Source organism: Paenirhodobacter ferrireducens, from assembly GCF_004022265.1.
Lineage (GTDB): Bacteria > Pseudomonadota > Alphaproteobacteria > Rhodobacterales > Rhodobacteraceae > Rhodobacter > Rhodobacter ferrireducens.
In genome coordinates this window covers 48,087-65,792 of sequence record NZ_SAVB01000019.1, presented here as the reverse complement: position 1 = coordinate 65,792, position 17,706 = coordinate 48,087, and the positions used below count along the sequence as shown (strand labels likewise).

At 69.0% G+C, this 17,706-nt stretch carries 19 protein-coding genes; 14 read left to right on the top strand and 5 right to left on the bottom strand.

The window, feature by feature from the left end; genetic code table 11:
• Position 1: 1 nt before the first annotated feature.
• Positions 2 to 901 carry a siderophore ABC transporter substrate-binding protein gene (locus EOW65_RS13725; protein ID WP_128150349.1) on the bottom strand — a complete coding sequence of 300 codons (900 nt, stop codon included), beginning with the start codon at positions 899 to 901 and terminating at the stop codon, positions 2 to 4.
• Between the two features lie 121 nt (positions 902 to 1,022).
• Between EOW65_RS13725 and EOW65_RS13720 the strand changes: the two genes are divergently transcribed.
• Positions 1,023 to 1,316 (top strand): DUF2218 domain-containing protein, encoded by a 294-nt coding sequence (locus tag EOW65_RS13720; protein ID WP_128150347.1) that lies wholly within the window; start codon positions 1,023 to 1,025, stop codon positions 1,314 to 1,316.
• 11 nt (positions 1,317 to 1,327) lie between these two features.
• Here EOW65_RS13720 and EOW65_RS13715 read toward each other — a convergent pair whose 3' ends face one another.
• Together EOW65_RS13715 and EOW65_RS13710 are read right to left on the bottom strand one after the other, a co-directional pair.
• Entirely contained in the window at positions 1,328 to 2,197 is an 870-nt protein-coding gene (locus EOW65_RS13715) for an alpha/beta hydrolase (protein WP_240664688.1), read from the bottom strand.
• The gene (locus tag EOW65_RS13710) at positions 2,197 to 4,275 is read right to left on the bottom strand and encodes a TonB-dependent siderophore receptor (protein WP_128150345.1); all 2,079 of its coding nucleotides are present in this window, start codon (positions 4,273 to 4,275) and stop codon (positions 2,197 to 2,199) included. The genes EOW65_RS13715 and EOW65_RS13710 overlap by 1 nt, the downstream gene beginning before the upstream one ends.
• Positions 4,276 to 4,414: 139 nt before the next feature.
• Between EOW65_RS13710 and EOW65_RS13705 the strand changes: the two genes are divergently transcribed.
• Positions 4,415 to 5,344 carry a helix-turn-helix transcriptional regulator gene (locus tag EOW65_RS13705; protein ID WP_128150343.1) on the top strand — a complete coding sequence of 310 codons (930 nt, stop codon included), beginning with the start codon at positions 4,415 to 4,417 and terminating at the stop codon, positions 5,342 to 5,344.
• 59 nt (positions 5,345 to 5,403) lie between these two features.
• Here the strand turns inward: EOW65_RS13705 and EOW65_RS13700 are convergent, their stop codons facing one another.
• Positions 5,404 to 6,615 carry a cytochrome b/b6 domain-containing protein gene (locus EOW65_RS13700; RefSeq protein ID WP_128150341.1) on the bottom strand — a complete coding sequence of 404 codons (1,212 nt, stop codon included), beginning with the start codon at positions 6,613 to 6,615 and terminating at the stop codon, positions 5,404 to 5,406.
• A gap of 150 nt (positions 6,616 to 6,765) precedes the next feature.
• On the opposite strand from EOW65_RS13700, the gene fabD reads away from it, so the two are divergent.
• Positions 6,766 to 7,695, top strand: coding sequence for an ACP S-malonyltransferase (gene fabD, locus EOW65_RS13695; RefSeq protein ID WP_128150339.1), 930 nt, complete (start codon positions 6,766 to 6,768; stop codon positions 7,693 to 7,695).
• 80 nt (positions 7,696 to 7,775) lie between these two features.
• Here the strand turns inward: fabD and EOW65_RS13690 are convergent, their stop codons facing one another.
• Positions 7,776 to 7,967 carry a hypothetical protein gene (locus tag EOW65_RS13690; protein WP_128150337.1) on the bottom strand — a complete coding sequence of 64 codons (192 nt, stop codon included), beginning with the start codon at positions 7,965 to 7,967 and terminating at the stop codon, positions 7,776 to 7,778.
• A gap of 173 nt (positions 7,968 to 8,140) precedes the next feature.
• Here EOW65_RS13690 and fabG point away from each other — a divergent pair, with 173 nt between their 5' ends.
• The 11 genes from fabG (at position 8,141) to EOW65_RS13635 (ending at position 17,618) form a co-directional block, all read left to right on the top strand.
• Positions 8,141 to 8,878 carry a 3-oxoacyl-[acyl-carrier-protein] reductase gene (gene fabG / locus EOW65_RS13685; RefSeq protein WP_128150335.1) on the top strand — a complete coding sequence of 246 codons (738 nt, stop codon included), beginning with the start codon at positions 8,141 to 8,143 and terminating at the stop codon, positions 8,876 to 8,878.
• A gap of 172 nt (positions 8,879 to 9,050) precedes the next feature.
• Entirely contained in the window at positions 9,051 to 9,284 is a 234-nt protein-coding gene (locus tag EOW65_RS13680; RefSeq protein ID WP_068765186.1) for an acyl carrier protein, read from the top strand.
• A gap of 67 nt (positions 9,285 to 9,351) precedes the next feature.
• The gene (thpR, locus tag EOW65_RS13675; protein ID WP_128150333.1) at positions 9,352 to 9,930 is read left to right on the top strand and encodes an RNA 2',3'-cyclic phosphodiesterase; all 579 of its coding nucleotides are present in this window, start codon (positions 9,352 to 9,354) and stop codon (positions 9,928 to 9,930) included.
• Between the two features lie 64 nt (positions 9,931 to 9,994).
• Positions 9,995 to 11,254, top strand: coding sequence for a beta-ketoacyl-ACP synthase II (fabF, locus tag EOW65_RS13670; protein ID WP_128150331.1), 1,260 nt, complete (start codon positions 9,995 to 9,997; stop codon positions 11,252 to 11,254).
• A complete protein-coding gene (gene mltG / locus EOW65_RS13665) occupies positions 11,254 to 12,420 on the top strand; it encodes an endolytic transglycosylase MltG (RefSeq protein WP_128150329.1) in 1,167 nt (388 codons plus the stop codon). The genes fabF and mltG overlap by 1 nt, the downstream gene beginning before the upstream one ends.
• A 199-nt stretch (positions 12,421 to 12,619) precedes the next feature.
• Positions 12,620 to 12,946: a hypothetical protein gene (locus EOW65_RS20300; protein ID WP_240664686.1), complete on the top strand. Its 327-nt coding sequence runs from the start codon at positions 12,620 to 12,622 to the stop codon at positions 12,944 to 12,946.
• Positions 12,939 to 14,240, top strand: a complete 1,302-nt coding sequence (locus EOW65_RS13655) for a DNA-packaging protein (RefSeq protein ID WP_128150327.1) — start codon at positions 12,939 to 12,941, stop codon at positions 14,238 to 14,240. The genes EOW65_RS20300 and EOW65_RS13655 overlap by 8 nt, the downstream gene beginning before the upstream one ends.
• A 170-nt stretch (positions 14,241 to 14,410) precedes the next feature.
• The gene (locus tag EOW65_RS13650; RefSeq protein WP_128150325.1) at positions 14,411 to 15,589 is read left to right on the top strand and encodes a phage portal protein; all 1,179 of its coding nucleotides are present in this window, start codon (positions 14,411 to 14,413) and stop codon (positions 15,587 to 15,589) included.
• 1 nt (position 15,590) lies between these two features.
• Positions 15,591 to 15,824: a GTA head formation protein, RCAP_rcc01685 family gene (locus EOW65_RS13645; RefSeq protein ID WP_128150323.1), complete on the top strand. Its 234-nt coding sequence runs from the start codon at positions 15,591 to 15,593 to the stop codon at positions 15,822 to 15,824.
• Positions 15,825 to 15,834: 10 nt separating this feature from the next.
• Entirely contained in the window at positions 15,835 to 16,392 is a 558-nt protein-coding gene (locus tag EOW65_RS13640) for an HK97 family phage prohead protease (protein ID WP_128150321.1), read from the top strand.
• Positions 16,393 to 16,421: 29 nt separating this feature from the next.
• A complete protein-coding gene (locus tag EOW65_RS13635) occupies positions 16,422 to 17,618 on the top strand; it encodes a phage major capsid protein (RefSeq protein ID WP_128150319.1) in 1,197 nt (398 codons plus the stop codon).
• Positions 17,619 to 17,706: the final 88 nt, after the last annotated feature.

The following is a 17,706-nucleotide window of genomic DNA, read 5'->3' as shown; positions in this document are numbered from 1 at the left end:
CTCAGCCCTCGAGCGCCGCGGTCATCTGCGCGAGCGTGCGGCTCAGCGCGGTGTAGCCGCCGCCCGAGATGTAGAGCTTGGAGGCGTCGAGATAGACCACGTGGCCGGCCTTCGCGGCCTTGGTGCCATTCACCAGCGGGTTGTCGAGTGTCTCGCGCGCCGAGGCGCCCTCGGCCCCGACGGCGGCGCCGCGGTCGACCACGATCAGCCAGTCGGGGTTCACCTCGGCGATGAACTCGAAGGAGATCGCGTCGCCATGGGTTTCGGGGGCAAGGCCCGGGCGCGCCTCGGGCAGGCCGATCACGTCATGCAGCCAGCCAAAGCGCGAGCCGCGGCCATAGGCCGAGATCTTCGGCCCGTTGGTCAGCACGATCAGCGCGTTGCCCTTGCCGGTCGCGGCGGCCTGCGCGGCGGCGATCTGCGCATCCAGCGCGGCGGCGAGCTCGGCCGCCTTCGCCTCGCGGCCGAAGAGCGTGCCATAGGCCGCAAGCCGGGCCTTGGCGTCGCCCGCGACGTCGGGCGAGATCGTCATGTCGATGGTCGGCGCAACCTGCGCCACCGCATCGAACTTCGGCGCCGAGCGGCCGCCGACCACGATCAGGTCGGGGGCGAGGGCGGAAAGCGCCTCGAGGTCGGGCTCGAACAGCGTGCCGACCGGCGTCGCGCCCTGTTCCGCCGCGGCGAGGTCGGGATCATAGAGCTTTTCCGGCACGCCGACGGGCGTCACACCAAGCGCGAGGAGGGTGTCGATCGCCGCCGCGTCATAGGCCGCGACGCGGGTCGGGGAGGCGGCGAGCGTGACCGGGCCGCGGGCGGTGGCGATCTCGACTTCGCCCGACCGGGCGGCGATCGCGGACGCGGCGACAAGGGCGAAGGCGCCCGCAAGAGCAGCGAGTCTCATCGGAAATCTCCTGTCAGATGGTCTGCGCGTGGCTGGGACTGGCTTCGCGGCGGGGCACAGGTAGCCCCTTGCACCGCGATTGACCAGAGGATAGTTTACGAAAAAAATCAGGATTTGACGAATGCTCGTGACAACTGCCCGCATGACGACCCCGCATGGTGCGAAATACATCGCCCAGCTGTGCAAGCACTTCGCCCACAAGGTGGAGGTCGAGTGGACTGAAACCACCGGCCGCGCCGCGCTTCCTCCCGGTCCGGCCGAGATGGTGGCCGATGCCGAGGGGCTCAGCTTCCGGCTGCAGGCCGAGGATGCCCGGGGCATCATTCAGGCGCGGTTCGCCATCGACTCGCATCTTGTCATCTTCGCGCATCGCGAAACCTTCTACGGCCTCGACTGGGTGATGGAGGCGGGCTGAACCCCGCCGCCTCAGCGCCACAGGACACCCGCCGCGAGGCCAAGGAAGGCGGGCACGGAACTGCCATGGCTGGCGCCGCCGAGGATCGCGGTGCGGGTGCCAAGCCGGGCGGCCATCGCCTCGGCCCGGCCGGCCATGTCGCGCGTGCGCAGCCGCTCGAGGCGCGCGGGATCGGTGCCGACGGCCGCTGCCGCCTCGGGAAATTCGAGCGCGCCGAGGGTGATGAGGACCTTTGGCCTGATGGCCGGCAGCGGCGCATTCAGGAACCACTCCGGACCGGTCCAGATCGACGGGCTTCCCGCTGCGACATGCGAGAAAAGGTCGGGGCGGGTGAGCCCCGCGCGCAGGGCGAAGGCGCCGCCGAAGGAATGGCCGAGGATCATCCGGTGTGCCGGGTCGACCGGCAGTGCCGCCTCGACACGCGGCACGATGGTGTCGGTGAGCAGCGCCAGCGTGGCGGCCGCGTTGGCGCCGACCAGATCGGGCCCGCGCCGCGTCATGTCGATCAGATCGGGCGCCGGCCAGCCAAGCGCCACGACCACCGTGGCCCCTGGCGGGCTCTCGCCGCCCTGCAGCCGCAGCGCATCGCGCAAGGTGCCGAAGGTCCAGCCGGCGTCGATTGCATAGATCACGCCATAGCCCGAGGGCGGGGGCGGGACATCGGGGGCCGAGACCAGCACCCGCAGCACGCCCATGGGCCCCTCGACGTCGAACCGGGCAGAGCGTTCCAGCATCACCGGGTTTCCAAGCCCGGCCAGCGCCATCTCGGCTCGGGGCATGGCGTCGCCGGCGGGCAGGTTCCGGGCGGGTAGATCCTGTGCAAGCACCTCCCCACCCGCGAGGGTGGAGAGGCCGAGGACCAGACTGGCGACGCGCTTCATCAGAACCGCTTCGTCAGCGCGAGCGAGACGGTGCGCGGTTCGCCGCGGAAGTTGAACACCGTGGTCGAGCCGACGCGGCTGTAATAGGCCTTGTCGAAGAGGTTCGACACGCTCAGCCGCAGTTCCGCATTGCCCGGGAGTTGCCGGGCCGCCGAGACGTCGACGACGCCATAGCCCGGCGCCTTGATCCCACGCGAGGAGAAGCTCGACATCGCGCGCAGCCGGGTGCCGAAGCTCCAGCCCTCGAGTGCGCCCTCGGTCACGTCATATTCAAGCGCGATCTTGAACAGGTGATCCGGGGTATAGGTCGAGTAATCCTCGCCCTCGCTCGGGCCCGACAGGTATTCGGTGTCGGAATAGGTGTAGCCGCCCGAGAGATGCAGGTTGCGCCCGATCTCGCCCGCCGCTTCAAGCTCGACGCCCTGCACGCGGACCTTCTCGCCGGCGACGGAATAGGTCTCGCCGGTGACGGCGATCGGCCGGTTCACCTGTTCGAGCCGGTAGAGCGCGGCCGACAGGTTGATGCCGCTGGCCAGTTCCGATTTCACCCCGATCTCGTATTGCTTGCCCTCGAGCGGGTCGAGAAGCTTGCCCGCGGCGTCGGTCACGCTTTGCGGCGCGAAGATCTCGGAATAGCTGGCGTAAAGCGTGGTGTCGGGGCTGATGTCCCAGGTTGCGCCGGCGAAGGGGGTGAGGTGGCTGTTCACCTGGGTGCGCGCAGGCACGCCCGCGGTGGTGACGGTGCTGTCATACCACGAGAAGCGCGCGCCGCCGATCAGGGTCAGCGCCGAGACCGGCTTGACCCGCATCTGGGCATAGACGCCCTTGCTGATCGTGTCGGTGCGGGTCGGGGTGCCGTAGGTCACGCCGGGGTTCGCAACCGAGGACACATCCCAGTCATCGAGATCGAAGCTGCCGGTGATCCGCCCCGAGGCGGCATGGAGCGTCGAATTCGTCTTCTGGTAGTCGGCGCCGAGGATCGCCGTCGCCTGCCAGCTGCCGAGGGTGAAGGGCAGTTCGGCATGGGCATCGAGGGCAAGCGAATCCTGGCTGAACCTGCGCGAGATCCAGGCCAGCTGCGAGATCACGTTGTCGGCGTCGGCGGTGCCCGCGGCATAGGCGTATTTGAAGTCGGCCGTCTGGTGCGACTGGCGCAGGCTGAACTTCAGCCGCCCGCCGCCCGCCAGCCGGTGCTCGACCGCGGCGATCGCGTCGGTGACCGAATTCTCGAAATGGTTCCAGTCGGCCGCGGTGGTCGCCGAGGGGGCGATCCAGATCAGCGAGCCGTCGGCATAGGTCGGCAGCCCGTTGAACGGGTCGATGTCGCGCTCCATGTGGTTGAGCGAGAGCGTCACCGTGGTGTCGGGCGTCGCGTCCCAGGCGAGGGTGCCGTAATAATCGGTGACGCCGTTCGTCTGCTTGTCGACGAAGCCGTCGCCCCGGGCATAGGCCACCACGGCGCGGCCGCGCAGCGTGCCCGCGGCGTTCAGCCTGCCGCCGACGTCGCCCTCGATCCGGGCATGGCCGTTGTCGTCGACGGTGGTGGTGACGTAGCCGCCCGCCTCGGTGCGGTTCGCCTGCTTGAGCCGCATGTTGACCGAGCCCGCGGGCGAGCCGGTGCCGATGAAGAGACCCGAGGGGCCCTTCAGGATCTCGACATGGTCCATGATCGCCAGGTCGGGCTGGGTGCCGTAGATCGAGCTGACCGGCGCCGGCAGACCGTCGTAATAGAGATAGTCGAACTCGAAGCCGCGCGAGAACAGCGACGAGCGCCCGGCGTCGTTGTTCAGCACCATGATGCCCGCGGTGTCCTCGAGTGCGGTCTCGAGCGCGGTATAGCCGCCGTCCTCGATCTGCTTGCGGGTGATGACCGTGGTCGACTGCGGCACCTCGCGCGGCGTCATCGTCGCCTTCTCGCCGACCGAGATCAGGCCCGAGCGATAGCTGTCGCTGCCCTCGGTCTGATAGCTTGCCCCCTCGACCGTGATGTCCTCGAGCGCATAGGTGTCCTCGGCCCAGGCCCGGGGCGCACAAAGCGCCGTCGAGACCAGAAGCGCCACGCGCAGCTGCCGTTTCATCGTTTCGCCATCCCTTCGGTTCTTGAAACTTGAGTATTTTAGTAGTCCTTTAGGCGCGACGAGACCGCTCCGCCATCGGCGAACCTTCGCGAGAGAGCCAGAAGTCTTGCGCGGACGATCAATTTCGGAGGCTGAGCCGATGCAGGACCTGATCAGGCTGGGAGAGATCGCGGCGACGGTGCGCCGCGCCGGGCGTGATTTCGGGGCCACGATTCGCGATGATCGGGTGGCGCTGCGCGGCCTGCGCGAGGCGCATGCGCTGCCTGCGGGGCCCGAGACGCACAGCCTTGATGCGACCGCGGAGACCGATTTCGAGACCCGGGTGACGCGGCCTGCAGGGCTGGTGCTGCACCTTGTCTTCGACGGGCAGGTGACGGCGACGATTGGCGGCGCGCCGATGGCGGTGGCGCGGGCCCCCGGAGCGCCGGTGCAGCTTGTCCATTCGGCGACGGCGCGGCCCTTGCCCTTCGTGCGCCGCGCCCGCCGCGGCGAGCGGCTGCGCAAGATCACCGTCTCGGTCGGCTGGGACTGGCTCGAGGCGCGCGGCATCGGCCGCGAGACACTGCTGGCCGGGCGGGAGCTGGTGCAGGGCGCGCGCGCCGCGACGCCCGAGGAGGCGGCGCTCGGCGCGCGGCTGGTGGCGCTGGATGCCGGCGGCGGCCCGGCGGCGCTCGAACGCGAGGCGCTGGTGCTGGCGCTGTTGTCGCGCTGTGTCGAGCATCTGGCGCGCGGCACGGTGTTGCGCCCCGAGGAGGCCGAGCGGCTGGCGCGGATGGAGACCTTTGCGCTCACGCCCGGGCCGGTGCCGGACCTGGCCGAGATCGCCCGGGCAGGCTCGATGAGCCTGTCCTCGGCGCAGCGGCTGTTTCATCGTGCCCATGGTGTGCCGGCCCGCGCCCGCATTCGCGAACTGCGTCTGTGCCGGGCGCATGAGGCGCTGTGCCGGGGCGAGAGCGTCGCCGCGGCGGCGCATCTGGCCGGGTTCCTCTCGGCCGAAAGCTTTGCCACCGCATTCCGGCGCCGCTTCGGCATGCCACCCTCGGCGCTGCTTGGGCGGGGGCGGGGCTGAGTGCAGCAAAAAGGCCGGCGTGGGCACGCCGGCCTTGTGTGCGGGATGGCGCGGGGCGCTCAGTCCTTGCGGGTCGCGGTCAGCGCGATCTGCACGCCGACGTTGAAGCCCACCGTCGCCTCGTCGGGATAGCTTGCGCCCATGCCGAAGGCGCGCCGGTCGAGCGTGGTCTGGCCGCTCATCGTCGCGGTGTCGCCCTCGATCGTCAGGGTGAAGGGCAGCACCACCGGCACCTCGGTGCCGCGCAGGGTGAGGGTGCCGGTTGCGGTATGGGCCGTGCCCTCGGTGCGGGCGATCGCGGCGGTGAAGGTGGCACTCGGGTGGGCGGCGGTGTCGAAGAAATCGGCGCCCTTCGCCTGATCGCTGACCGAGCCGAGCACCAGCGTCGTGGTGTCGATCGTCACGGTGACGGTGCCCGTGCCGGTCGCCTCGTCATAGGCGATGTCGGCCGTCCAGTTCGGCAGGCTGCCGCTGACCTCGGCGCCCATCTGCTTCACGGTGAAGCCGAGCGTGCCCTGCGTCACCTGCCAGTTGCCCGCGGTGCTGGCCGGGGCGGCGGCAGACGGGGTGGCGGGGGCCGTCGCGACCGCGGTGGGCGCGGCGCCCTCCTCGTCGGGCAGCGGCACCAGCAGCGCAAAGGAGATCACCGCCGCCCAGATCACCACCGCGAGAAGCGGGGCGAGGGCCGAGTGATCGGCCTTGCCCGGGCCCGCCGCAGTGCCGCGCGTCATCCGCGCCAGCGTCGCATCGCGGTCAATCACCACATGTTTCAGCGCACCGAGCACATGCAGCGCGAGGGCGGCATAGAGCACCAGGGCCGAGAGCTTGTGCACGATTTCCGCGCCATGGGAGACGGCATCCGACTGCGGCACGAAGGGCAGGGTCTGGCCGAAGGGCCACAGGATGGGCGCAAAGCCCGCCTGCGCGGCATGGCTGATCCAGCCCGAGGCCGGCATCACCAGCATCGCGCCGTAAAGCGCCCAGTGCACCAGCTCGGCGCCGAAGGTTTCAAGCCGGCGCTCGGGGTGCAGCGGCGTCGGGCGGGGCTGGACCAGCGCCCAGAGGATGCGGGCAAGCGCGGTGAAGAAGGCCGCGACGCCGATCGTCTTGTGCGCGGAATAGAGCGTCTTCAGCGTGTCGATCGTCTCGGCGTTGCGCGGCAGGCTTTCACCATAAAGGCCAAGCGCGATGGCACTGAGGATCAGCAGCGCGACGAGCCAGTGGAAGGCGCGGGCAAGCGTGCCGTAGGACGTGGGGGTATTGGAAAGCATCGAAGCCTCGGGCCGTTGTTCGGGACCGGCGCAGGATAGTCGCTTGCGCCCCGGCCGGCCACGCCGGGCTTTGCACAGACGCTGTGCGCAGGAGTTGCCCCGGCGGCAGGGCCGGGCTAGAGGTGGGCAAATTCGGACACGGAGGATGGCATGAGCCGAGCATTTGTTTTCCCGGGGCAGGGCGCGCAGGCGATCGGCATGGGGCGGGCACTGGCCGAGGCATGGCCGGCGGCGGCCGCAGTCTTCGACGAGGTCGATGCGGCACTGGGCGAGAAGCTGAGCGCGCTGATCTGGGACGGCGACATCGAGACGCTGACGCTGACTGCGAATGCACAGCCGGCGCTGATGGCGACCTCGATGGCGGCGATGCGGGCGCTCGAGGCCGAGGGCTTCGCGGTGACCGATGCGGCCTTTGTCGCGGGCCACAGTCTCGGCGAATATTCGGCGCTGTGCGCGGCGGGCAGCCTGAGCATCACCGACACGGCGAAACTGCTGCGGGTGCGCGGCGAGGCGATGCAATCGGCGGTGCCGGTGGGCGTCGGCGCGATGGCGGCGCTTCTTGGCCTCGATTTCGAGACCGCTACGGCGGTCGCCGCCGAGGCGGCACAGGGCGAGGTCTGTCAGGCCGCGAACGACAACGACCCGGCGCAGGTCGTGGTGTCGGGTGCGAAGGCCGCAGTCGAGCGCGCGGTCGAGATCGCCAAGGCGAAGGGCGCGAAGCGGGCGGTGATGCTGCCGGTTTCCGCCCCCTTCCATTGTGCGCTGATGCAGCCCGCGGCCGAGCGCATGGCAGAGGCGCTGGCGGGCGTCGAGATCAAGGCGCCCATGGTGCCGGTCGTTGCGAACGTGGTTGCTCAGGGCGTCACCGACCCCGAGGAGATCCGCAAGCTTCTGGTGGCGCAGGTCACGGGGTCCGTGCGCTGGCGCGAGAGCGTGCAATGGATGGTCGGTCAGGGCGTGACCGAGTTCTGGGAGATCGGCGCCGGCAAGGCGCTGTCGGGGATGATCAAGCGCATCGCCAAGGAGACGACGCAGGCGGCCGTGGGCACGCCCGAGGACATCGCCAAGCTGAAGGGCTGAGCCCGGGCGGCATCGGGACGTGAAGGGGCGGGGAACCGCCCCTTTTTCATGCCGGCGGCGTCATCTGACGCGGCGGACCGTCAGAACAGCGGCCTGCGCGGCCGGTCGCGCCGCTCGTTGACAGGATGATGCCATTCGCGCAGGACGGCGGCGGCGAGGATCAGCAACACCGAGAGGGTGAGCAGCGCAAGGCCGCCCCCGAGACTGAAGATGCCGTCGAAAACGGAGGTGCCCGGAGAATCCGGCCGGGTGATCGGGGTGATGAATGCCATGGATTTGCCAATTTGGTGAATCTGAGGTCGTCAATTGGGGAGTCATTTTTCAATGCGGCGGACGGTGATGACGAAAAGCGGCAAATTTATGGCAGCGGCGCCGCGGATGCGACGGCTGGCGGGACGGGCGGAACGCTGCTAAGGAGACGCGACGGCAATCCGAGGGGAAAGCGATGTTTGATCTGACGGGGAAATCGGCGCTGGTGACGGGCGCTTCGGGTGGCATTGGCGGGGCGATCGCGAAGGCGCTGCATGGCGCGGGGGCGAAGGTCGCGCTGTCGGGCACGCGGGTCGAACCGCTCGAGGCGCTGGCCGCGGAGCTGGGCGAGGGCGCCTATGTCTGCCCGGCGAACCTGTCGGATGCAGACTCGGTTGAGGCGCTGCCGAAGGCGGCGGTCGCGGCGATGGGCTCGCTCGACATCTTGGTGAACAACGCCGGCATCACCCGCGACAACCTGTTCATGCGGATGTCGGACGAGGAATGGCAGTCGGTGCTCGACGTTAACCTGACCTCGGCCTTCCGGCTGATGCGCGGCAGCCTGCGCGGCATGATGAAGGCCCGCTGGGGCCGGATTGTCTCGGTCTCGTCGATCGTCGGCGCGACCGGCAACCCCGGGCAGGGCAACTATGCCGCCGCGAAGGCGGGTCTTGTCGGCATGTCGAAGAGCCTTGCCTATGAGGTTGCAAGCCGCGGCATCACGGTCAACTGCGTCGCCCCGGGCTTCATCGCGACGGCGATGACCGAGAAGCTGAACGACGAGCAGAAGGGCAAGATTCTTGGCCAGATCCCGGCCGGGCGCATGGGCTCTGCCGAGGAAATCGCCGCTGCGGTGCTTTATCTGGCAAGTCCGGAAGCGGGCTATGTCACCGGGGCCACGCTGCACGTCAACGGCGGCATGGCGATGATCTGACGCGCCGCCCGCGCTTGCGAAACGGCTTGCCTTGGGGCATGACTGTGCTATAGGCGCGGGGGAACAGGTCAGGGCCTTTGCCCTGGGCTTTCAGCCCCGGCCGGGGGCGCCAAGCCGCTCTTGCGAGCACGGAATACGGGACGGGCCAAGGCCCTCAAATTGAGGAAGAGACATGAGCGACATCGCTGATCGCGTGAAGAAGATCGTCGTGGAACACCTGGGCGTCGAAGAGGACAAGGTCACCGAGACCGCCTCGTTCATCGACGATCTGGGCGCTGACAGCCTCGACACCGTCGAGCTGGTGATGGCCTTCGAGGAAGAGTTCGGCATCGAGATCCCGGACGACGCCGCGGAAACGATCCAGACCTTTGGCGACGCGGTGAAATTCATCTCGGAAGCCGTCTGATCCTTCCGGACAGAATTTCCTGAACGGCGCCCTTTGCGGGGCGCCGTTTTTCATTGCCGGAGGGGGGATGCGGGTCTTCGTCGCGATCATGCTGCCCGAAGAGGTGGCGGCGCGCCTTGGTGCGCTGCAAGACGAGCTGGGCTGTGGCCGGACCGTCGCCGAGGAGAACCTGCACCTGACGCTCGCCTTCGCGGGCGAGATTGACCGGATGCAGGCGGGCGAGCTTGATGCGGCGCTGGATGCGATCCGGCTGCCGGGGTTCTGGCTCGCCCCGGCCGGGATCAGCGTTTTCGGTCCGTCCGAGCGGCCGGAGGCGGTGGTCGTGGGGCTGCGCCCCGAGCCCGGGCTTGACGCGCTGGTGCGCGCGGTTACGGGCGCGGCGCGGACCGCGGGGCTGGTGCTGCCGCGGCGCCGCTTTCGCGCGCATGTGACGCTGGCACGCTTCGGGCGCGACTTCGGCGCGCCGGAGGCCGGCCGGCTGGGCCGCTTTCTGCAGGTGCGGGGCGATCTGGCGCTCAATCCCTTCGAGGTCACGGGCTTCTCGATGATGCGCTCGCACCTGCGCGCCGAGGGGCCGATCTACGAGGAACTTGCGGCCTATCCGCTCGATTTCCCGGGCGCTTTGCCGCGCCGCGGCGGTGCTTGACGTTGCGCGGTTCCGCCTGCGCGTGTATCAGGACGCGAACGAGCACTACTCTGAGAGGTCGAGCATGCGTCGCGTTGTCGTCACGGGTCTGGGTCTGGTCACGCCGCTGGCCTGCGGGGTCGAGGAAACCTGGTCGCGGCTGATCGCCGGGCAGTCGGGCGCCGGCCCGATCACCCGCTTCGACGCGAGCAACGTGACGACCAAATATGCCTGCGAGATTCCGCGCGGCGACGGCAGCAACGGCACCTTCAACCCGGATCAGTGGATGGAGCCGAAGGACCAGCGCAAGGTCGACGAGTTCATCCTTTACGCGATGGCGGCCGCCGAGCAGGCGGTGAAGGATTCGGGCTGGATGCCCGAGGACGAGGAGAGCCGCGAGCGCACCGGCGTGATGATCGGTTCGGGCATCGGCGGGTTGCAGACGATCGCCGAGACCGCAGTGCTGATCAAGGAGCGCGGGCCGAAGCGGGTCAGCCCGTTCTTCATCCCTGCCTCGCTGATCAACCTTGCCTCGGGACAGGTGTCGATCCGCTTCGGCTTCAAGGGCCCGAACCACTCGGTGGTGACCGCCTGTGCGACCGGCGCCCATGCGATCGGCGATGCGGCGCGGCTGATCATGCTCGGCGATGCCGATGTCATGCTGGCGGGCGGCGCGGAAAATCCGATCTCGGAAATTGGCATTGCCGGCTTCAACGCCTGCAAGGCGCTGTCGACCGCGGCCGAGGACCCGGTGAAGGCATCGCGTCCCTGGGATGCGGAGCGCGACGGTTTCGTCATGGGCGAAGGCGCGGGGGTCGTGGTGCTCGAGGAATACGAGCATGCGAAGGCGCGCGGCGCGAAGATCTATGCCGAGGTGCTGGGCTATGGCCTGTCGGGCGATGCCTATCACATCACTGCCCCGGCCTCGGACGGCGACGGCGGTTTCCGCGCGATGAAGGCGGCAGTGGCGCGCGCCGGCATCAGCCCGGGTGACATCGACTACATCAATGCGCATGGCACCTCGACGATGGCCGACACGATCGAGCTTGCGGCGGTCGAGCGCTTCCTCGGCAATGCCGCGACGCAGGCGACGATGAGCTCGACCAAATCGGCGATCGGGCACCTTCTGGGCGCGGCGGGAGCGGTCGAGGCGATCTTCTGCATCCTCGCGATCCGCGATCAGGTGGCGCCGCCGACGCTGAACCTTGACAACCCGGCCGCCGAGGCGACGATCGACCTGGCGCCGAAGGTGGCGGTGAAGCGCAAGATCGACGTGGCGCTGTCGAACAGCTTCGGCTTTGGTGGCACCAATGCGAGCCTGATCATTGGCAAGGTCCGCGCCTGATGTGGCGGCATATCGTCTCGAACTTCCTGACGGTACTGATCGTGCTGCTGGTGGCGGTTGGCGGACTCGTCGCCTGGGCGCAGAAGCAGTATGAGGAGCCGGGGCCGCTGGCCCGGGCGGTCTGCCTGAAGGTCGAGCCGGGCGCAAGCTTTGCGCGGGTGTCGGAGGAGCTGCGGGCGCAGGGAGCGATCTCGTCGGCCTATATCTTCCGTGCCGGGGCGGATTACGCGAAGAAGAGCGGTGATCTGAAGTTCGGTTCCTATCTGATCGAGCCTGAGGCGACGATGCAGGGCATCGTCGAACAGATCACCTCGGGCGGGCCGTCGACCTGCGGCACCGAGCTGAACTATCGCATCGGCGTGACGGGCCAGCAGCTGATCCTGCGTGAGCTTGACCCGGCGACGGGCGATTACGTCGAGCAGGCGAAGTTCGATCCGAAGACCGAGACCCCGCCCGAGGGCTTTGCCGAGGCCGCGGGCAAGGCCGATGTGCGGTTGCGGGTGACCGTGGCCGAGGGCGCGACCAGCTGGCAGATCGTCGAGGCGCTGAAATCGGCCGATTTCCTGCAGGGCGAGATCAAGACCGTCCCGGCCGAGGGCAGCCTTGCGCCCGAAAGCTATGAGATGAAGCGCGGCTCTGACCGCAATGCGCTGATTGCCGAGATGGAGAAACGCCAGGCGGCGATCATCGCGGCGGCCTGGGAAGGGCGTGCTTCGGGTCTTCCCTATTCGACGCCCGAAGAGGCGCTGGTGATGGCCTCGCTCGTCGAGAAGGAGACGGGCATCACCGAGGAGCGCACGCGCGTGGCGAGCGTCTTCGTCAACCGCATCGAGCAGGGAATGAAGCTGCAGACCGACCCGGCGGTGATCTATGGTGTGACCAAGGGGCAGGGTGTGCTGGGCCGGGGCTTGCGGCAAAGCGAGCTGCGCCGCGAGACGCCCTACAACACCTATGTCGTGGCGGGCCTGCCGCCGACGCCGATCTGCAACCCCGGTCGCGCGGCGATCGAGGCGGCGCTGCATCCCGATTCGACGCCTTATCTGTTCTTCGTGGCCGATGGCAGCGGCGGGCATGTGTTTTCCGAGACGCTCGAGGAGCACAACCGCAATGTCGCGAAGTGGCGCGCGCTGGAAAAGGCCGCGCCGGCCGATAGCACAAATAACTGATCTTTCAGCGAACCCCCCGGTTCTTCCGGGGGTTTCCTTTTGCCTGACGGGCGCAACCATGGATTTAGCGATTGACTTTGCGAACGCTCTGGGGTAGAGATTTGACATGCTAGGAGAAGTGGGCAAGCGCCGCGGGGAACCGTCGGCGCTTTTGCATTTCGCTCGTGCGGATCAGGCATGAGAGGCGGGTTCACGACAGATGGAAATGACCTTCTCGGGAGGGGCTCCGCCGGCAGTCGATCTGCTGACGGAGACCGAGCTTCTGTATCGGGAAATTGCCGGGGAACTGGCGCTGGCGATGCGAGGGGTTCGCCAGGGGGATCTGAAGGAGGCGAAGGTCGCCGCGCAGGCGGTGAAGGACCTTCGCGCTGCCTTTCAGATGGTGATGGATGAAAGGACACGCGTTGAAAAACTCCGCAAGCAGGTTGCCGGGGTCGTCGGAACCGGCGAGCTCGACTTCGACGCCGCCCGCGCTGAGATCGGGCGCCGCCTGGCTCGTCTCCGCGACGCAGGAGCAGGTGGATGACTTCCTGTCGGGGCTGGGCGATGGCGCGCTTCTGGCGCTGCCCTGGATCTTCGAGTTCTGGGCGCTGCCACACCAGCTGCCGCCGGCCGGCGCCTGGAAGAGCTGGGTGATTATGGGCGGGCGGGGTGCGGGCAAGACGCGCGCGGGCGCCGAATGGGTGCGCGCGCAGGTCGAGGGGGCGCGGCCCGCGGACCCCGGCCGCGCCAATCGGGTGGCGCTGGTGGGCGAGACCTTCGACCAGGTGCGCGATGTGATGATCTTCGGCGAGAGCGGCATTCTTGCCTGCTCGCCGCCCGACCGCCGGCCCGAGTGGGAGGCGGGGCGGCGCCGGCTGGTCTGGCCGAACGGGGCGACGGCACAGGCGTTTTCGGCGCATGAGCCCGAGGCGCTGCGCGGGCCGCAGTTCGACGCCGCCTGGGCCGACGAGCTCGCCAAGTGGAAGAAGGCGGAGGAGACCTGGGACATGCTGCAATTCGCGCTGCGGCTTGGCGATCATCCGCAGCAGGTCATCACCACCACGCCGCGCAACGTGGGCGTGCTGAAGGCGATCGTGCACAACCCCTCGACCGTCATCACCCATGCCCCGACCGAGGCGAACCGGGCCTATCTGGCGGCCTCCTTCCTCGAGGAGGTGCGGGGGCGCTATGCCGGCACGCGGCTTGGCCGGCAGGAGCTCGATGGCGTGCTGCTCGACGATGTCGAGGGCGCGCTGTGGAGCACTGCCGCGCTCGAGGCGGCGCGGGTCGAGGCGGCGCCGGCGCTTGACCGCATCGTCGTGGCCGTCGATCCGGCGGTGACCGCGGGGGCGGGGTCGGACGAATGCGGGATCATCGTCGCGGGTGTGGTCAGCACGGGGCCGGCGCAGGACTGGCGCGCCTATGTGCTCGAGGATTGCACGGCGCGGGGGCGGCCGACCGACTGGGCGCGGGCGGCGATCGCGGCGATGGAGAAATGGGGCGCCGAGCGGCTGGTGGCCGAGGTGAACCAGGGCGGCGATCTGGTCGAGAGCGTGCTTCGGCAGATCGACCCGCTGGTGCCGTTCAAGGCGCTGCGCGCCGCGCGGGGCAAGGCGGCGCGGGCCGAGCCGGTCGCCGCACTTTACGAGCAGGGCCGGGTCAAGCACCTGCGCGCCGGACGGCTGGGCGCGCTTGAGGATCAGCTGTGCCGGATGACGGTGCAGGGCTATCAGGGCCGCGGCTCGCCCGACCGGGCGGATGCGCTGGTCTGGGCGCTGACCGAGCTCATCATCGAGCCCTCGCTGCAGTGGCGACGGCCGCAGGTGCGCGGGCTCTGACCGCCTCTTTCGCCTTGCCTGAAATACCTCACGGGGGTGCGGGGGTGTGAAACCCCCGCCGCCGCCATCGACAGCAGCCGCACAGCAACCGTTCAGGGGCCGGGGTCATTCCCGGCCCCTTTTCCGACCGTGCCCGGGGCCCGGGCCCAGATGCAGACGAGGAGAACCGGATGGGGATCAACTTCTTTCGCCGACAGGCGCCGGAGGCGGCGCCCGAGCGCAAGGCCTCGGTCACCGGCCGGATCGCGGCGATGGCCACGGGGGCCGGCCGGCCGGTCTGGGGGCCGCGCGACACGAGCTCGCTGACCCGGCTCGGGTTTCTCGGCAACCCCGTGGGGTTCCGCTCGGTGCGGCTGATCGCCGAGGCGGCGGCGGCGGTGCCGCTGATCTGCCAGGACGCGGAGCGGCGCTATGAGGTGCATCCGGTGCTCGACCTGCTGCGGCGCCCGAATGCTGGCCAGGGGCGGGCCGAGCTCTTCGAGGCGCTGTTCGGCCAGCTGCTGCTGAGCGGGAACGGCTATCTGGAGGCGGTGGTCCCCGAGGCGGGGCTGCCGCGCGAGCTGCATGTTCTGCGTGCCGACCGGATGTCGGTGGTGCCCGGGGCGGATGGCTGGCCGGTGGCCTATGACTATGCCGTGGGCGGGCGGCGGCACCGCTTCGACATGACCGGCCATCCCGACCCGATCTGCCATATCCGCAGCTTTCACCCGCAGGACGACCATTACGGGCTGAGTCCGCTGCAAGCGGCGGCGGTGGCGATCGAGGTGCACAATGCCGCCTCCGGCTGGTCGAAGGCGCTTTTGGACAATGCCGCGCGGCCGTCGGGGGCGATCGTCTACAAGGGCACGGACGGTCAGGGGATGCTTTCGCCCGAGCAATACGACCGGCTGGTCTTCGAGATGGAGACGCATCATCAGGGCGCGCGCAATGCCGGGCGGCCGATGCTGCTCGAGGGCGGGCTCGACTGGAAGCCGATGGGGTTTTCGCCCTCGGACATGGAGTTCCACGAGACCAAGGCCGCGGCGGCGCGCGAGATCGCGGTGGCCTTCGGGGTGCCACCGATGCTGCTGGGCATCCCGGGCGACGCGACCTATGCGAATTATGCCGAGGCGAACCGGGCCTTTTACCGGCTGACGGTGCTGCCGCTGGCGACGCGGGTTGCGGCCGCGGTGGCGTGGTGGCTGTCGGGCTTTCTGGGCAGTGTGATCGAGCTGCGCCCGGACCTCGACCAGGTGCCGGCGCTCGCTGCTGAGCGCGATGCCCAGTGGAAGCGGATCGGCGAGGCGAGTTTCCTGACCGATGCCGAGAAGCGCGCCGCGCTTGGCCTGCCGCCGCTGGCGAAGGGCTGAGATGGCGACGGGCGGGTCGCGTTTCCTGAAGGAACCCTTCGAGGTCCACGAGCAGCGCTTCGAGGCGACCGAACGGATCATGGAGCTGCAGTTCGCGCAGGTCGAACGGCGGCTCGAGAAGATCGAGGCGATGATCCTCGGGCTCGAGAAACGGCTGTGGATGACAGTCTATGGCGTCGTCGCGGTGATCCTGACGCAGGCGGTGCTGGGCCTTTTGCAATACGCCCCCAGATGAGGAAGTCGACATGAATACAAAAGATTGCGGGCTGGAGCTGAAGTTCTGCGCGAGCGGGCAGGCGGTGACGGTGCGGGATGGCACGGCGATCGAGGGCTATGCGAGCCTCTTCGGTCTGCCCGATCAGGGCGGCGACGTGGTGGCGCCCGGCGCCTATGCCCGCTCGCTTGCCGCACAGAAGGCGCGGGGCGGCACGGTGAAGATGCTCTGGCAGCACGATCCGGGCCAGCCGATCGGCCTGTGGGAGGAGATCTTCGAGGATGCGCGCGGGCTTTACGTCAAGGGGCGGCTGCTGCCCGACGTGGCAAAGGCGCGCGAGGTGGCGGCGCTGATCGGTGCGGGGGCGATCGACGGGCTGTCGATCGGCTATCGCACGGTGCGCGCCGCGAAGGACGCGAAAGGCCAGCGGGTGCTGACCGATCTGGAGCTTTGGGAGGTGTCGCTTGTCACTTTCCCGATGCTTCGCGAGGCGCGGGTGGCGGCGAAGGGCGAGAGCCCCGAGGCCGCGATCTGGCGCGACCTGGCCGAGGCGCTGGAAGGTGCGGCGGCCGAGCTGGCCCGGCGCTGAGCCGGCCCCATCGCAAGAGAGGTGCAAGGATGACGACCGAGTTCAAGGCCCGGTCCGGGGCGGAGCCGTCCGCGGAGCCTGGTCCGGCCGCCGTGGTGAAGACTGCGCTGTCAGGTTTCCTGAAAGAGATCAAGGGCTTTCAGGGGGAAGTGGAGACGAGGATGCAACAACAGGAAGAGCGTTTGACCATGCTGCAGAGCAAGACCTTCACCGGGCGTCCCGCCCTTGCCGCCGCGGCCATCGAGGAAGCGCCGCACCAGAAGGCCTTTGCGGCCTATCTGCGCTCGGGCGATGACGACGGGCTGCGTGCGCTGAGCCTCGAGGGCAAGGCGCTGAACACTGCCGTGGCCGCCGAGGGTGGCTATCTCGTCGACCCGCAGACTTCGGAGACGATCCGCGGCGTGCTGCGCGCGACCGCCTCGATCCGCCAGGTGGCGACGGTGGTGAATGTCGAGGCGACCTCCTACGACGTGCTGGTCGACCGCAGCGAGCTCGGCTCGGGCTGGGCCACCGAGACCGTGACGCTGAGCGAGACCGCGACGCCGCAGATCGAGCGGATCTCGATCCCGCTGCACGAGCTTGCCGCGATGCCGAAGGCGAGCCAGCGGCTGCTCGACGATGCCGCCTTCGACATCGAGACCTGGCTGGCCAATCGCATCGCCGACCGCTTCGCCCGGGCCGAGGCGGCGGCCTTCGTCTCGGGCAATGGCGTCGACAAGCCGACCGGCTTCCTGACCCATTCCAAGGTGGCGAACGACGCCTGGGCCTGGGGCGCGCTTGGCTATGTCGCGACCGGGGCGGATGGCGATTTCGCTGCGGTGAACGCGGCCGATGCGATTGTCGATCTGGTCTATGCGCTCGAGGCGGACTACCGGGCGAACGCGAGCTTCGTGATGAATTCGAAGACCGCGGGTGCGGTGCGGAAGATGAAGGACGCCGACGGGCGCTTCCTGTGGACCGACGGGCTGGCGGCGGGGGAACCCGCGCGGTTGATGGGCTATCCGGTGCTGGTGGCCGAGGACATGCCCGACATCGCCGCGGGCGCCTATGCGCTGGCGTTCGGCGATTTCGCGAGCGGCTACACCATCGCCGAGCGGCCCGACCTGCGGGTCTTGCGCGATCCGTTCTCGGCCAAGCCGCATGTGCTCTTCTATGCCTCGAAGCGGGTCGGCGGCGATGTCAGCGACTTCGCCGCGATCAAGCTGCTGAAATTTGCCGTCTCGTGAGGGCGGTGAGGATGGCGGAGGCGGTGCCCTCCGCCTGAGCCGGGGCGACCCGGCCGGGCGGGTGCGGGCCGAGCGCCGCCGCCTAGCT

What these genes read in the sequence shown, in the direction of transcription:
- mltG (WP_128150329.1), top strand. Translation starts at nt 11,254, where the DNA reads ATGTGGCGGCATATCGTCTCGAACTTCCTGACGGTACTGATCGTGCTG.
- EOW65_RS13650 (WP_128150325.1), top strand. Translation starts at nt 14,411, where the DNA reads ATGGGGATCAACTTCTTTCGCCGACAGGCGCCGGAGGCGGCGCCCGAG.
- EOW65_RS13645 (WP_128150323.1), top strand. Translation starts at nt 15,591, where the DNA reads ATGGCGACGGGCGGGTCGCGTTTCCTGAAGGAACCCTTCGAGGTCCAC.
- EOW65_RS13700 (WP_128150341.1), bottom strand. Translation starts at nt 6,615, where the DNA reads ATGCTTTCCAATACCCCCACGTCCTACGGCACGCTTGCCCGCGCCTTC.
- EOW65_RS13710 (WP_128150345.1), bottom strand. Translation starts at nt 4,275, where the DNA reads ATGAAACGGCAGCTGCGCGTGGCGCTTCTGGTCTCGACGGCGCTTTGT.
- EOW65_RS20300 (WP_240664686.1), top strand. Translation starts at nt 12,620, where the DNA reads ATGGAAATGACCTTCTCGGGAGGGGCTCCGCCGGCAGTCGATCTGCTG.
- EOW65_RS13690 (WP_128150337.1), bottom strand. Translation starts at nt 7,967, where the DNA reads ATGGCATTCATCACCCCGATCACCCGGCCGGATTCTCCGGGCACCTCC.
- EOW65_RS13640 (WP_128150321.1), top strand. Translation starts at nt 15,835, where the DNA reads ATGAATACAAAAGATTGCGGGCTGGAGCTGAAGTTCTGCGCGAGCGGG.
- thpR (WP_128150333.1), top strand. Translation starts at nt 9,352, where the DNA reads ATGCGGGTCTTCGTCGCGATCATGCTGCCCGAAGAGGTGGCGGCGCGC.
- fabF (WP_128150331.1), top strand. Translation starts at nt 9,995, where the DNA reads ATGCGTCGCGTTGTCGTCACGGGTCTGGGTCTGGTCACGCCGCTGGCC.
- EOW65_RS13720 (WP_128150347.1), top strand. Translation starts at nt 1,023, where the DNA reads ATGCTCGTGACAACTGCCCGCATGACGACCCCGCATGGTGCGAAATAC.
- fabD (WP_128150339.1), top strand. Translation starts at nt 6,766, where the DNA reads ATGAGCCGAGCATTTGTTTTCCCGGGGCAGGGCGCGCAGGCGATCGGC.
- EOW65_RS13680 (WP_068765186.1), top strand. Translation starts at nt 9,051, where the DNA reads ATGAGCGACATCGCTGATCGCGTGAAGAAGATCGTCGTGGAACACCTG.
- EOW65_RS13725 (WP_128150349.1), bottom strand. Translation starts at nt 901, where the DNA reads ATGAGACTCGCTGCTCTTGCGGGCGCCTTCGCCCTTGTCGCCGCGTCC.
- EOW65_RS13705 (WP_128150343.1), top strand. Translation starts at nt 4,415, where the DNA reads ATGCAGGACCTGATCAGGCTGGGAGAGATCGCGGCGACGGTGCGCCGC.
- fabG (WP_128150335.1), top strand. Translation starts at nt 8,141, where the DNA reads ATGTTTGATCTGACGGGGAAATCGGCGCTGGTGACGGGCGCTTCGGGT.
- EOW65_RS13715 (WP_240664688.1), bottom strand. Translation starts at nt 2,197, where the DNA reads ATGAAGCGCGTCGCCAGTCTGGTCCTCGGCCTCTCCACCCTCGCGGGT.
- EOW65_RS13635 (WP_128150319.1), top strand. Translation starts at nt 16,422, where the DNA reads ATGACGACCGAGTTCAAGGCCCGGTCCGGGGCGGAGCCGTCCGCGGAG.